General features: G+C 65.8%; 11 protein-coding genes. 4 read left to right on the forward strand and 7 right to left on the reverse strand.

Annotated features, from left to right (window positions below):
* Positions 1-58: 58 nt before the first annotated feature.
* A complete protein-coding gene (locus J8I29_RS00165; RefSeq protein ID WP_209430211.1) occupies positions 59-985 on the forward strand; it encodes a LysR family transcriptional regulator in 927 nt (308 codons plus the stop codon).
* Positions 986-1,003: 18 nt separating this feature from the next.
* On the opposite strand, the gene truB is transcribed toward J8I29_RS00165, so the two are convergent.
* The 7 genes from truB to J8I29_RS00200 form a co-directional block, all read right to left on the reverse strand.
* Complete coding sequence (gene truB / locus J8I29_RS00170) at positions 1,004-1,924, reverse strand: tRNA pseudouridine(55) synthase TruB (RefSeq protein ID WP_105864276.1); 921 nt, start codon at positions 1,922-1,924, stop codon at positions 1,004-1,006.
* Positions 1,921-2,346 (reverse strand): 30S ribosome-binding factor RbfA, encoded by a 426-nt coding sequence (rbfA, locus tag J8I29_RS00175; protein ID WP_209430212.1) that lies wholly within the window; start codon positions 2,344-2,346, stop codon positions 1,921-1,923. The genes truB and rbfA overlap by 4 nt, the downstream gene beginning before the upstream one ends.
* A 172-nt stretch (positions 2,347-2,518) precedes the next feature.
* Positions 2,519-5,836 (reverse strand): translation initiation factor IF-2, encoded by a 3,318-nt coding sequence (gene infB, locus J8I29_RS00180; RefSeq protein ID WP_209430213.1) that lies wholly within the window; start codon positions 5,834-5,836, stop codon positions 2,519-2,521.
* 42 nt (positions 5,837-5,878) lie between these two features.
* On the reverse strand, positions 5,879-6,619 hold the full coding sequence (locus J8I29_RS00185; protein WP_245443500.1) for an RNA-binding protein: 741 nt from the start codon (positions 6,617-6,619) through the stop codon (positions 5,879-5,881).
* 6 nt (positions 6,620-6,625) lie between these two features.
* On the reverse strand, positions 6,626-8,251 hold the full coding sequence (gene nusA, locus J8I29_RS00190; protein ID WP_209430214.1) for a transcription termination factor NusA: 1,626 nt from the start codon (positions 8,249-8,251) through the stop codon (positions 6,626-6,628).
* Positions 8,252-8,263: 12 nt separating this feature from the next.
* Entirely contained in the window at positions 8,264-8,965 is a 702-nt protein-coding gene (rimP, locus tag J8I29_RS00195) for a ribosome maturation factor RimP (RefSeq protein WP_348535960.1), read from the reverse strand.
* A gap of 226 nt (positions 8,966-9,191) precedes the next feature.
* Entirely contained in the window at positions 9,192-10,259 is a 1,068-nt protein-coding gene (locus J8I29_RS00200; RefSeq protein ID WP_181161295.1) for a LacI family DNA-binding transcriptional regulator, read from the reverse strand.
* Positions 10,260-10,439: 180 nt separating this feature from the next.
* Here J8I29_RS00200 and J8I29_RS00205 point away from each other — a divergent pair, with 180 nt between their 5' ends.
* The 3 genes from J8I29_RS00205 to J8I29_RS00215 all read left to right on the forward strand — a co-directional run bounded on the left by J8I29_RS00205 (position 10,440) and on the right by J8I29_RS00215 (position 13,796).
* On the forward strand, positions 10,440-11,723 hold the full coding sequence (locus J8I29_RS00205; RefSeq protein WP_245196517.1) for an ABC transporter substrate-binding protein: 1,284 nt from the start codon (positions 10,440-10,442) through the stop codon (positions 11,721-11,723).
* 274 nt (positions 11,724-11,997) lie between these two features.
* On the forward strand, positions 11,998-12,912 hold the full coding sequence (locus J8I29_RS00210) for a sugar ABC transporter permease (protein ID WP_105864283.1): 915 nt from the start codon (positions 11,998-12,000) through the stop codon (positions 12,910-12,912).
* Positions 12,909-13,796, forward strand: a complete 888-nt coding sequence (locus J8I29_RS00215; protein WP_105864284.1) for a carbohydrate ABC transporter permease — start codon at positions 12,909-12,911, stop codon at positions 13,794-13,796. Before J8I29_RS00210 ends, J8I29_RS00215 begins: the two co-directional genes overlap by 4 nt.
* Positions 13,797-13,798 lie beyond the last annotated feature (2 nt).

Raw genomic sequence — 13,798 nt, forward strand, 5'->3', positions numbered from 1 at the left:
CTAGGGAAGCTCCATATAATTCGCTATACCTGAGGAATGGATAATATTGTGCCGAATTATGGATAAGTCAGACGTCACCCTGGAGCGCATGCGCAGCTTCGTTCGCGTTGCCGAGCGCGGAAATTTTTCCGCGGTCGCCCGCGAGCTGAACATCGGCCAGTCCAGTGTCACGCGGCATCTAAGCGAGCTCGAAGACGCGCTGGGCGTGGCCCTGCTCAGCCGCACGACCCGGCGCGTCTCGCTCACCGAGGAGGGCAGGCGTTACTATGCCCATGCCGTCCAGATCCTGCGTCTGGTCGAGCAGGCCGGCGACGAGGTGCGGCAGGCGCATGGCGAGCATGCCGGCACGGTCCGCCTGTCCTGCACGGCGGCCCTCGGCGTTCGGCATATTGCCCGCCTGCTCTTTGCCTTCCAGGACCGCCATCCCGAGATCAGGATCGAATTCAGCCTCACCGACGAACGAATCGATCTGGTCCGGGAAGGGGTCGACCTGGCGCTGCGGCTCGGGCCCCTCGATGACAGTTCCATGAAGAGGCGCTCCCTGGGCAGTAGCCGTCGCGTCCTCGTGGCAGCACCGGACTTCCTGGCCCGATATGGACGGCCGCGTACGCCCGAGGACCTGGCCGGGCTCGAGGGTATACGCATGTCGAACATTGCGGGCAGCGAGACGCTCGTTCTCGAGGGGCCCGACGGAAGCCGCCATGCCGTGCCCTTCGGCGGGCGGCTGCAGGTCGATCACGGGCTTGCGGCGCGCGAAGCATTCGCCGAGGGCCGGGGTTTCGGCCCGACCCATGTCTGGCTGGTCGACGATCTCCTGGAGCAAGGTCGGCTGGAGCCGATCCTGCCCGACTATGTGCCGGCGCCCACGCCATTGAACATGCTGATCGTGCCCGAACGCGCCGGCATTGCGCGCGTCAGGCTGCTGATCGAGTTTCTCGTCGGCGCGATCGCCCGGCTGCCGGGCATCGAAGCGAAGGCGCTCTGAGCGCTGTCTTGCGTAACGCTACAGCCTGAAGATGCGCTTGGGCAGCAATTCGCCGTGGTCGAGTTCGGCGAGCGCCACCAGGGTGCCGCCGGACATCACAGCGGCCACGCCTTCGAAGACCGGCGCGTCCCGCCCGCGCAGGATCACGCCCTGGCCGCGGGCGAGGCGGCCGGCGTCGTGCTGGGAAACCACCAAGGTCGGCAGGGCCTCGAGGGCGGTTTCCACCGGCAGCAGGGCTTCCGCTAGCGGCGGCAGGTCGGAGGCGCCCTCCTTCATGGCGCGCAATTCGTCGGGCGTCACCGCGTCCTGCTCGTCGAAGGTACCGACCACCGCCCGGCGCAAGGCCGTGACATGGCCGTAGCAGCCGAGATCCCGGCCCATGTCGCGGGCGAGTGCCCGGACATAGGTGCCCTTGCCGCATTCGGCCTCGAAAGTGGTGGCCTCGCGGCTGTATTCCACGATGCGCAGGGCGTGCACCTCGATGTCGCGGGCCTCCAGTTCGACCTCCTCGCCGTCCCGCGCCAGGTCATAGGCACGCTCGCCGTCGACCTTGATGGCGGAAAAGCGCGGCGGGACCTGGCTGATCACGCCGGTATAGCGGGGCAGCAGGGCCTCGACCTCGGCCCTTTCGGGCCTGATGTCGGAGGTCGCCACCGGGCTACCCTCGGTGTCGTCGGTGTTGGTCTCCGTTCCCCAGGCCACGGTGAAGCGATAGACCTTGCGACCGTCCATGACATAGGGGACCGTCTTGGTGGCTTCGCCGAGAGCGATGGGCAGGATGCCGGAGGCCAAGGGATCGAGCGTGCCCGCATGACCGGCCTTCTTGGCGTTGAACACGCGCTTGACCACGGAGACGCCCTGGGTTGAGGTCATGCCGACGGGTTTGTCGAGGATGATCCAGCCATTGACCTCGACGCGAGTAGAACGGGGAGCACTCATTCCTCGTCCCCCTCCTGGCCCGGCAGCTTTTGCTCGAGATCGCGGCTGACTTCCGGCTGGCGCAGGAGCGTATCGACCTTGGAGGCGTAATCGAAGGTCGTGTCGATGAGGAAGCGGAAATTGGGCGCGTATTTCATGGTCACCCGGCGGGCGATCAGGCCGCGCAGATATTTGGCATGGGAAGCCAGGGCCTTGATCACGGCCTCGCCATCCCCGCCGCCCAGCGGCATGACATAGACGGTGGCGACCTTGAGATCGGGCGACATCCTGACCTCCGGCACGGTGATGACCTTGCCTTCGAGCACGGGATCCATGATCTCGCCGCGCTGGAGGATGTCGGCGATGGCGTGGCGGATCAGTTCCGCGACGCGCAACTGCCGCTGCGACGGGGCCTTGGAGGAGGAGGGGGTAAGACGGGGCATGGTTCGTGGTCCAGATCGCGTCATTGCGTAGCGAGGCGATCCCAGTCTCGATCAGGCGTCACGACTGGGGTGCTTCGCTGCGCTCGCAATGACGAACAGGCGGATTCGTTCTTCATAAAACAGCAATGGCCGGGTGAAACCCGGCCATTGCGCGATTTCCTGCCGAGATCGATCAGAGCGTACGCTTGATTTCCTCGACACGGTAGCACTCGATGACGTCGCCGGAGCGCATATCCTGGTAGTTCTCGAAGGCCATGCCGCATTCCTGGCCGACCTGGACTTCCTTGACCTCGTCCTTGAAGCGCTTGAGCGTGGACAGCTTGCCTTCGTGAATGACGACGTTGTCGCGGATGAGGCGGACATTGGCGCCGCGCTCGACATGACCATCGGTGACGCGGCAGCCGGCGACCTTGCCGACCTTCGAAATGTTGAACACTTCGAGGATCTGGGCGTTGCCGAGGAACTCCTCGCGCAGGGTCGGCGCCAGCAGGCCGGAGAGCACGCCCTTCACGTCATCCACGAGGTTGTAGATGATGTTGTAGTAGCGAATCTCGGTGCCGGTACGCTCGGCCGCCTCGCGGGCTTCCTTATGCGCACGCACGTTGAAGCCGATCACGGCAGCGCCAGAAGCTTCGGCCAAGGTGATGTCCGACTCGGTGATGCCGCCGACACCCGAATGGATGACACGCGCCTTCACCTCGTCATTGCCCACCTTGTCGAGGGCTCCGATGATGGCTTCCACCGAACCCTGCACGTCGGCCTTGACGACCAGCGGCAGTTCGCGGGCACCGGTGCCGGCCTTGACGGCCGCCATCATGTCGGCGAGCGAGCCGCGACCGGTCGACAGGCGAACGGCGGCGTTCTCTCGCTTCTGGCGCTCGCGATATTCGGTGATCTCGCGGGCACGGGCCTCGTTCTCGACCACCGCGACGCGGTCACCCGCCTCCGGCGTACCGTTGAAGCCGAGCACCTCGACCGGCACCGACGGGCCAGCGGCCGGCATGGTGGCGCCGGTATCGCTGACCAAAGCGCGCACCCGGCCCCATTCGGCGCCGGCGACGACGATGTCGCCGACCTTGAGCGTGCCGCGCTGCACCAGCACGGTCGCCACCGGGCCCCGGCCGCGGTCGAGCTTGGCTTCGATCACGGTGCCTTCGGCCGCACGGTCGGGATTGGCCTGCAGGTTGAGGATCTCGGCCTGCAGCTGGATGGCTTCCAGCAGCTTGTCGAGATTGGTGCGCTGCTTGGCCGAGACCTCGACTTCGAGGGTTTCGCCGCCCATGCTTTCGACCTGGACGTTGTGCTGGAGCAGCTCGGTGCGCACGCGCTCGGGCTTGGCATCGGGCTTGTCGATCTTGTTGACCGCCACGATCATCGGCACCTTGGCGGCCGCGGCGTGGTTGATGGCTTCCACCGTCTGCGGCATGACGCCGTCATCGGCCGCCACCACCAGCACCACGATATCCGTCACCTTGGCGCCGCGGGCGCGCATGGCGGTGAAGGCGGCGTGGCCGGGCGTGTCGATGAAGGTCACCTTGCCGCCGAGCGGCGAGGTCACCTGATAGGCGCCGATGTGCTGGGTGATGCCGCCGGCTTCGCCGGAGACGACATTGGCCGAGCGGATCGCGTCCAGCAGCGAGGTCTTGCCGTGGTCGACATGGCCCATGATGGTCACGACCGGCGGGCGCGGCTCGAGATGATCGTCGATGTCGGCCTCGTCGAACAGGCCCTCCTCGACGTCGGCTTCCGAGACGCGCTTGGCGGTGTGGCCGAGCTCTTCCACGATGAGCTGGGCCGTATCCGCGTCGATGACGTCGTTGATCTTCTTCATTTCGCCCTGCTTCATCAGCAGGCGAATGACGTCGACCGCGCGTTCCGACATGCGGTTGGCGAGTTCCTGAATGGTGATCGCTTCCGGAATCACCACCTCGCGCATGATCTTTTCCTTGGCCTCGACATGGCGATGGCCGGTCATGCGCTGGGTGCGGCGGCGGAAGGAGGCGACGGAGCGCGTACGCTCGTCCTCGTCCCCGGTCGCGCTGGTGACCGTCAGGCGGCCGCGGCCCTTCTGTTCGCCGGCGCGCGGTGTTGCCTCGCGACGCGGAGCGGCGGCACCGCCACGACCGGCGCTGCCCGGACCGCGACGCACGCCGCGATTGCCGTCATCGTCATCCGCAACGGCACGGGCGCGGGTCGGTCCGCCGACATTGCGGCCGGCCGGCGGCGTGATCGCGGGTTCCGAAGGGGCAAAGGCAGAGGTGCCGCGATTGGCACCGAAGCCGCCGCCGGGGCGCCGGTCTCCGAAGCCACCTTCGCGGGGCGGGCCGCGACGTTCGCCGAAACCGGTACCGCCTTCCCGCGGCGGGCCGCGGCGTTCACCGAAACCAGTGCCGCCTTCACGCGGCGGGCCACGACGCTCGCCGAAACCGGTACCGCCTTCACGCGGCGGACCACGGCGTTCACCAGCCGGCCCTGCGCCGCCTTCACGCGGACGCCGGTCACCGAACGAAGTGCCGCCTTCGCGCGGCGGCCGCCGGTCGCCGAAGCCTTCGCGACGGTCTCCATAGCCGCCCGGGCGGGCCGGTGCTGCCCCTTCACGGGGCGCCGGCGTGGCTTCGCCCAGATGGCGCCGCGCCTCGGCCTCGCCATGACGACGGGTTTCTTCTTCGCGGCGATGACGCTCTTCTTCCTCGCGCTTGCGGATTTCCGCAGCCTTGCGCTCTTCCTCGCGACGGGCTTCCTCGGCCGCACGGCGCACCGCTTCCTCGGCTGCGCGCTTGCGCTCCTCGGCTTCGCGGACACGGGCCTCGGCCAGCACGCGCGTGCGGGCGTCCATTTCCTCGCTGGACAGCGTGCGCAGAACCATGCCGGCACCCGGACGGTTCGGACGCTGGCCCTGGGGAGGACGACCTGCCATTGGCTGCCCCGGGCGTCCGCCCTGCTGGGGCGCGCCTGGGCGTCCCGGGGCGGGAGCAGCCGGACGCGGCGCCGCGGGAGCGGGCGCCGCTGGAGCTGCGGGACGGGGAGCCGCCAGGGCGGCTGCAGCCGGAGCCGCGGGCGCTTCCGCTCGCGGGCTCGGCGCCGGAGCGGCAGCCACCGGAGCGGCAGGCTTCTCGACGACCGTCGGCGCGGGCTGAACCGGCGCGGGCGTCGGAGCCTTGGGAGCTTCCACCGGGCGCGGCGCTGGGGCCTGTTCGGCAGCGCGCGGGGGCGGAGCCGGTTGGGGCGCTGCTGCCGCCGGAGGAACTGCCGGCCGCGGGGGTGGGGCAACGGGGGCAGCCTGGCGCGGCGGCGCCGCAGGCGGCGGTGCGGCAGGCGGGGTAACGGGGCCTGACGGACGTCGCTTCACCGTCTCGACGACGACAGTCTTCGAGCGGCCATGCGAAAAGCTCTGGCGAACCGTATCCGGCGCGCTCGAGGGCCGCTTCAGCGTCAGCGTCTTGGTGGGCGGAACAGTCAGCGTATCGCCCGGGTTTTTCGTATCAGTCATTCCGTGCCAAATCCTGCGGGTCGCCCCGTTTCATTCGATAGTTCAGCTGACGTCGTCGCCGTCTTGCGACGGGGCGGCATCTTGCGTTGAGGGTTCGTCGTCCGCTTGCAGCGGGGCTTCGGAGGATGGATGTGGCTCAGCCGAAGCCAGTCCGCCATCCTGCCAGAAAGCAAGCGCTGCAACGCGATCCAGGAATCCGGTAACCGCCGGGCCCGCGCAGAGCGCAGCATGTATCACATTTGTCCGCCCTAATGCCAAATCCAAATGGGCAGAATCGAAAATCGTAATGAAGTTTGGTGCATTTCTATCCAAATAGGCCCGTTTGACGGCTTGTGCAAGCTTGCGGCCACCATCTTCGGCACCGTCACGCGCCTGAATCACGGCGACGAGGCGGCGTGAAACGCGTTCGGATTCGATGGCGTCCATCACTTTGGCGAAGCCGGAGAGCACGAGTCCGGCCTTGTTGGCAAAGCTGAGCATGTCGAGCGCCGCCTTGCGCAGGAGCCGCTCGATGACATCGGGCAGATCGGCCGGCACGTCGACCGGGCGTTTGAGCAGGCGGGCGAAGGCCCGCTTGCGCATGGCTTCCTCGACGCTGGCACGATTGGCGGTGACCCAGACGCCGCGCCCCGGCAGGACGCGTTTGAGATCGGGGGTCAGGGTGCCGTCTGGTGCCGCGACCAGGCGTATCAGCGTGTCGACAGGACGTACGAGGCGCGTGGCCGCACACAGGCGCTCGCGCGCCCGGCGGTCGTCGTCATCCTCGATGCGTTCTGTCAGCACTATGGGTCATGCTCCATGCTCGGAGAGTGCGGAGGCTTCCGTGTCGGCGGCCCCTTCCTCGGCAGAGTCGGCGTCGGTTTTAGCCGGTGCCTCGACCCACCCGGCCTTGATGCGGGCGGCCATGATGATCGCCTCGGCCTCGTCGCGGCTGAGTTCGAAGCCGTCGAGATAACCGGCATGCTTGGTGGTCTCGCCGTCCTTGCGCTCGGTCCAGCCGACGAGATCGTCCGTGGCGCAACCGGCGAGGTCCTCGACGGACTTCACGTCGTTCTCGCCCAGTGCCACCAGCATGGCGGTGGAGACGCCCTCGACCGTCTTCAACTCGTCCTCGACGCCGAGCGCCTTGCGTTTGGCGTCGAATTCTTCCTCGACCGCAGTGAGATAGTCGCGGGCGCGGGTCTGGATCTCGGCGGCCGTTTCCTCGTCGAAGCCTTCGATCGACGACACGTCGGTGGGATCGACATAGGCGACTTCCTCGACGGTGCGGAAGCCTTCGGAGGCGAGCAGCTGGCCGACGACTTCGTCGACGTTCAGCGCGGTCATGAAGGTCTGGGTGCGCTGCACGAATTCCTTCTGGCGGCGCTCGCTCTCCTCGGCCTCGGTCAGGATGTCGATGTCCCAGCCGGTGAGCTGGGAGGCCAGGCGCACATTCTGGCCGCGGCGGCCGATGGCCAGCGAAAGCTGGGCCTCAGGCACGACGACCTCGATCTTCTCGGAATCCTCGTCGAGCACCACCTTCGACACTTCGGCCGGCTGCAGCGCATTGACGATGAAGGTGGCCACATCAGGCGACCAGGGAATGATGTCGATCTTCTCGCCCTGGAGCTCGCCGACCACCGCCTGCACGCGCGAACCGCGCATACCGACGCAGGCGCCGACCGGATCGATGGAAGAATCGCGCGAGATCACGGCGATCTTGGCGCGCGACCCGGGATCGCGGGCCACGGCCTTCACCTCGATCACGCCGTCATAGATCTCCGGCACTTCCTGTTCGAAGAGCTTGGACATGAACTGGGGATGGGTGCGCGACAGGAAGACCTGCGGACCGCGCTGCTCGCGGCGCACGTCGAAGAGATAGGCGCGGATGCGGTCGCCGGGGCGGAAGACTTCGCGCGGCAGGAGTTCGTCGCGGCGCACCACGGCTTCGCCGCGGCCGAGATCGACGACGACGTTGCCATATTCCACACGCTTGACCAGGCCGTTCACCACGGTGCCGACGCGGTCCTTGAACTCGTCGAACTGGCGGTCGCGCTCGGCCTCGCGCACCTTCTGCACGATGACCTGCTTGGCCGACTGGGCGGCGATGCGGCCGAAATCGAAAGGCGGCAGGGTTTCAGCGATCCAATCGCCCACCTGCGCGGCCGGATTCTTGCGGCGCGCATCCTCGAGCAGGATCTGGGTGGCGTCATTCTCGATCTGGTCGACGACGAGGAGGAGGCGCGACAGGCGGATCTCGCCGGTCTTGGGATTGATCTCGGCGCGGACTTCCGTCTCCTGACCATAACGGGAGCGGGCGGCCTTCTGAATCGCGTCTTCCATCGCGGCGAGCACGATCTGACGATCGATCACCTTCTCGCGGGCGACGGCGTCGGCAATCTGCAACAGTTCCAGGCGGTTCGCGCTGACGGCCATGATTCTTTCCTCTCAGCGGGTTTTTGGTTGTCTAGGCGGCTTCTTGGACGGCGACTCCGGATCGGGCCCTTCGTCCGATTCCAGCTCGGCCGCTTCCTGAGCCTCGAGTTGTGCGGCGAGCGCCTTGGAGGCCGCCTTGGCGCGGCGCAGCGATTCCGTCACCAGCGCATCGGTCAGGACGAGATGGGCTTCGCTCATCTCGTCGACCTTCAATTCCACGTCGGTGGCCTCGCCGGGACCGGCATCGATACGGCGAATCCGGGCCTTGTTGCCTTCGGCGCCGAGCAGGATGCCCCGGAACCGGCGGCGGCCGGCCACGATCAGGGTCATTTCGATCTTGGCCTCGTGGCCGGCCCAGCGCTGGAAATCGCTGACGCGCACCAGCGGGCGGTCGATCCCCGGCGAGGAGACCTCCAGATGATAGGCCTTGCCGATCGGATCGTCGACGTCGAGGACGGGCGAGAGCGTCTTGGAGATCAGCTCGCAATCGTCCACGGTCATAGTGCCGTCGGGCCGCTCGGCCATGATCTGCACGGTGCCGCCATTATTGCCGGTCAGGCGCACCCGCACGAGGCGGAAGCCGAGCGGCAGGATGGTGCGCTCGGTGATCTCCGCCACGCGCGCGGCAACGCCCGTCTCCGTGAGGCGGCGCGGTTCGTTCAACGCGTCGGCCGACGAAGCGGCTTCGCTGACAATGGCTTGCGGTTCGTTCACGCAACCCTCGAAACAAAAAGAGCGGGTCCCGGGTGGGGCCCACTCTCAAAACCAACGATCAAGCAGACCGTCTATGAGATGTCTCATCGAGACAGCCGCAATATAGGGATTTTTCGCCGCCATGCAAGGAAGGAATTGTTCACCTTGTTGACGGGCGCGCCTTCGGCGCTCCTGTTCCGGCCAAAGATCCCGATGGCCAGGGCCGTATCCCTGACGCTCCATCCTGTCACGCCTTCACCGGGCCCGCGCTCTCGCGCTCGTCGAGCGCACCTTTCAGCATGGTCAGCCGCTGCGGAGCTGCTTCTCCCCGCATCAACTGCAGCAGCAGTTTCGCCCCCGTCGATCCGAGGTCGAAACGCGGCTGGCGAATGGTCGTCAGGGTCGGCTCGATGAAATCGCCGAGCTCGATGCCGTCGAAGCCGACGATGGACACGTCCTGCGGCACCCTGAGGCCGCCCCGGCGGATGGTGGTCATGAAGGCGATGGCCATTTCATCGCTGGTGGCGACCACGCCGGTCGGCCGACGTTCCAGGGCGAGGAAGGCCTTGCCCGAAGCGATGCCGGAGGCGAAATCGTAACTGCCCTCGAAACGCACGAAATCATCGGGCCCGAGGCCGGCGGCGGCGATCTCGGCCTGGAAGCCCGCATAACGATGACGCTCGTTGTAGTTGCCCCTGGGGCCAGCGAGATAGGCCAGGTATCGGTGACCTCTGTCGAGGAGATAGCGTGTCTGGGCCCTGCAGCAGACCTCGTCGTCGACCACCACGGCGGGGATGTCCGGAACGTCCGTCTCGGCGCAGACGCCGACGATGGGAATGCCGGAATCGGCGATGGTGCGTCCGGCATGCGAGGGCACCGTCGAGGCAAGCACCAGCGCTCCGTCGATATGGCCGCCGAAGACGAGGTCGACCAGATATTTCTCCTTGCCGTCGATGCTGTCGAGATTGCCCATCAGCACCGCATAGCCGGCCTGCGACAGGGCGACGTCGATGCCCCTGAGCACCTCGCTGAAGAAGGGGGGATTGCGCCGGGGCCCGACCACCACCAGCACCGTACGGGAGGAGCCGGCGCGCAATTGCCGGGCGGCCGTGTTGGGGGTGTAGCCGAGGTCGCGCACGGCCGCGAGCACGCGCTCGCGCGTCTCGGCCTGGACGCGGTCCGGAAAGGTGAGGGCACGGCTGACGGTGGCGGTCGAGACGCCGGCGGCGCGGGCCACGTCGCCGATGCGGATCTTGGAGACGTCGCGCGGCGCGCGCCTCTGGATGCGTCTGGCTCGTTCCTTGGCGGGCGGCATAAGACTACCGTTCTCCAACCTGCTGGCAAAACTTCGAAAAAGCTCTGCCATCTGCCTGTTTGCGGGTGCGACCGGAGCCCTGAGCCAATCCCCTTGACACGAACCCCGATCGCAATCAATATCCAGACGCTTGCAATCGATTACATAAACATAGCATGCGATCCTTTAGGGAGGATGTCCATGGAAAAAATGAGGGCGATTCTGCAGCGGGCTCCGGCACGCTCCATGCTGGCCGGCGCACTTGCCGCGCTGGCTCTTGGCAGCCCGATGCTGGGCGGGCAGGCCATGGCTCAGGACAAGCCCAAGGCCGAGGTAATGCACTGGTGGACGTCGGGCGGCGAGGCCGCGGCCGTGAAGGTCTTCGCCGATCAGTACACCAAGGCCGGCGGTGTATGGGTCGACTCGGCCGTTGCCGGCGGCCAGGCCGCACGTTCGGCTGCAATCAACCGCATCGTCGGCGGCAATCCGCCCACTGCCTCGCAGTTCAACACCGGCAAGCAGTTCGATGATCTGGTCAGCCAGGGCCTGCTCAACACCGTCGACCAGGTTGCCGAGGAAGGCAAGTGGAAGAGCTTCCTGCCGCCCTCCTTCATCGAAGCCGCGAGCCGCGAGGGGCATATGTATGCCGTTCCGGTGAACGTGCACGGCCAGAACTGGGCTTTCTATTCCAAGGAAGTGCTCGACAAGTCCGGTGTCACCGCCGTGCCTACCAACTGGGACGATTTCTTCGTCGCCCTCGACAAGATCAAGGCGGCCGGATTTACCCCGCTGGCACAGGGCGGTGAGCCCTGGCAGGAGCGTCTGCTGTTCAATGTCGTGCTGCAATCGGTCAGCAAGGACACGTTCATGCGGCTCTATGCCAAGGACGATGCCACTGCCATCGATACGCCCGAGTTCAAGAAATCGGTCGAGATTTTCGGCAAGCTGCGTGCTTACACCGATGCCGGCTCGCCGGGACGCAACTGGAACGATACCACGGCTCTCCTGATCACCAACAAGGCCGGCGTGCAGTTCATGGGCGATTGGGCCAAGGGTGAATTCAAGGCGGCAAACAAGGAAGCCGGCAAGGATTTCTATTGCCAGATCGGTATCGACGACAAGGAACTGGTGATCGGCGGCGACGTCTTCGTCTTCCCCAAGACAAGCGATGAGGCCCAGATCAAGGCGCAGAACCTCCTCGCCTCGACCATGCTGTCGCCCGAGACCCAGGTGTTGTTCAATGTTCAGAAGGGCTCGATGCCGGTGCGCACCGATGTCGATGCCAGCAAATTCGATCTGTGCGCCCAGAAGGGCATGAAGCTGCTTGCCGATCCCGCGCATCAGACGCCGGTGATCGACATGCTGGCCAGTGCGGACCTGGTCGGTGCGCTCGAGGATGTCATCACCAATTTCTGGAACAACAAGAACCAGACGCCGGAAGACTTTACCGCCAAGTTCGCGGATGCGCTGAAGTCGGCGCATTAAGGCTAGTCCGGAAATAACCGAAACACCGTCTTTGTCATGCCCGGGCTTGACCCGGGCATCCGGCGCCCCCGTCTCCGGGGCTTCTAAGGAAAGGCTGGGTTGCCGGGGTCAAGCCCGGCAACGACAAAGGCCGGGCCAATTCGTTTCGTTTATTTTTCGACGAATCCCAAGTTTCTCGGGGTGGGTCGCCCGGCCAGCCCGGCCCGCGCGCCGGCAAGCCGGGTGAAGACCGGCCCCAATTCCCACCGCAAGACGGATCCTGAAGGAGGTCGCAATGACCGAGCCTGCAAGATTGTCGCGTCCCAATCCTCGGCCCTACCGTCTGAACATGGCGGCCCTGGCCCTGATACCGGCCTGGATCATCGTCGTCGCCGCCTATATCGGCACGATGGTCTGGACGATCGTCATCTCCTTCACCGGCTCCAAGCTGCTGCCGGTCTATAATTTCGTCGGTTTCGACCAGTATGTCCGGTTGTTTGCCTCGGATCGCTGGCAGGTTTCGGTGTGGCATCTGGCCGTCTTCGGCGTGCTCTTCATTGTCTGCTGCCTGATCGTCGGCTTCCTGCTGGCGGTGGCGCTCGACCAGAAGATCCGCTTCGAAAACACGTTCCGCACCATCTTCCTCTATCCCTATGCGATGTCCTTCATCGTCACCGGTCTGATCTGGCAGTGGCTGATGAATCCCAATCTCGGCATCCAGAACACGGTGCGCAACTGGGGCTGGACGAGCTTTACCTTCGACTGGGCGGTGAATTCGAATCTTGCCGTCTTCGCCCTGGTGATCGCCGCCATCTGGCAGGCCTCGGGCCTGGTGATGGCGCTGATGCTGGCGGGGCTGCGCGGCGTCGACACCGAATTGTGGAAGGCGGCCAAGATCGACCGCATCCCGACCTGGCGGGTCTATGTCTCCATCATCATACCCATCCTCACCCCCACCATCACCACGGCGACGGTGCTGCTCTCGATCGCGGTGATCAAGGTCTATGACCTGGTGGTGGCCCTCACCAATGGCGGGCCGGGCACGGCCTCGGAAATGCCGGCCAAATTCGTCATGGACAATCTCGGCCAGCGCCAGAACATCGGCCTCGCCACGGCGGCCTCGACGATGATGCTGATCACGGTGATCTGCGTGGTCTCGCCCTGGCTCTACCATACCTATTTCCGCAGGCAGTCGCGGAGGCCGACATGAGCGCTCTCGAGACACCGCGCGGGCGCAAGCCGGCCCGCCTCACCCCCGGCCGCATCGGTCTCTACGTCTTCCTGGTGGTGGCAGCCGCCTTCTTCCTGCTCCCGGCCGTGGTGATGGTGCTGACATCGCTCAAGACCATGGAGGAGATCCGCCTGGGGCAGATCTTCGCCTTGCCGCAGGCCTTCGACCTCGCCGCCTGGAGCAAAGCGTGGTCGTCAGCCTGCACGGGCCTGGCCTGCAATGGCATCAGCGTCGGCTTCCTCAATTCGGTGAAGATCCTGATCCCGAGCGTGGTGATCTCCATCGCCGCCGGCGCGATCAACGGCTACGCGCTGTCGCTGTGGAACGTGCGCTACGCCAATCTGCTGTTCGGCATCCTCCTGATCGGCGCCTTCATTCCCTATCAGGTCTTCATCTATCCGCTGGTGCGCGTCTCCTCGCTGGCCGGCATCTTCCAGACCCTGCCCTGCATCGTGATCGTGCACACCATCTTCGGCATGCCGCTGATGACGCTGATCTTCCGCAACTACTATGCCAGCCTGCCGGCCGAATTGTTCAAGGCGGCACGCGTGGACGGCGGCGGCTTCTGGCAGATCTTCTTCCACGTCATCCTGCCGATGTCGACGCCGATGCTGATCGTGGCCGCCATCCTGCAGGTCACCGGAATCTGGAACGACTTCATCCTCGGGCTGACCTTCGCCGGCGGTGCCAATTCGCCGATGACGGTGCAGCTCAACAATATCGTCAACTCCACCACGGGCGAGCGAGCCTACAACGTCAACATGGCGGCGACCCTGCTGACGGCCTCCGTACCGCTCATCGTCTATTTCGTCTCCGGACGCTGGTTCGTGCGCGGCATCGCCGCCGGCGCGGTGAAGGGATAAAG

Origin of the sequence: Labrys sp. LIt4 (assembly GCF_017813775.1) — a bacterium.
Taxonomy (GTDB): domain Bacteria; phylum Pseudomonadota; class Alphaproteobacteria; order Rhizobiales; family Labraceae; genus Labrys; species Labrys okinawensis_A.

Excerpts from the sequence above, each read along its gene's own strand:
- J8I29_RS00165 (WP_209430211.1), top strand. The coding sequence starts at position 59 with ATGGATAAGTCAGACGTCACCCTGGAGCGCATGCGCAGCTTCGTTCGC.
- truB (WP_105864276.1), bottom strand. The coding sequence starts at position 1,924 with ATGAGTGCTCCCCGTTCTACTCGCGTCGAGGTCAATGGCTGGATCATC.
- rbfA (WP_209430212.1), bottom strand. The coding sequence starts at position 2,346 with ATGCCCCGTCTTACCCCCTCCTCCTCCAAGGCCCCGTCGCAGCGGCAG.
- infB (WP_209430213.1), bottom strand. The coding sequence starts at position 5,836 with ATGACTGATACGAAAAACCCGGGCGATACGCTGACTGTTCCGCCCACC.
- nusA (WP_209430214.1), bottom strand. The coding sequence starts at position 8,251 with ATGGCCGTCAGCGCGAACCGCCTGGAACTGTTGCAGATTGCCGACGCC.
- J8I29_RS00200 (WP_181161295.1), bottom strand. The coding sequence starts at position 10,259 with ATGCCGCCCGCCAAGGAACGAGCCAGACGCATCCAGAGGCGCGCGCCG.
- J8I29_RS00205 (WP_245196517.1), top strand. The coding sequence starts at position 10,440 with ATGGAAAAAATGAGGGCGATTCTGCAGCGGGCTCCGGCACGCTCCATG.
- J8I29_RS00210 (WP_105864283.1), top strand. The coding sequence starts at position 11,998 with ATGACCGAGCCTGCAAGATTGTCGCGTCCCAATCCTCGGCCCTACCGT.
- J8I29_RS00215 (WP_105864284.1), top strand. The coding sequence starts at position 12,909 with ATGAGCGCTCTCGAGACACCGCGCGGGCGCAAGCCGGCCCGCCTCACC.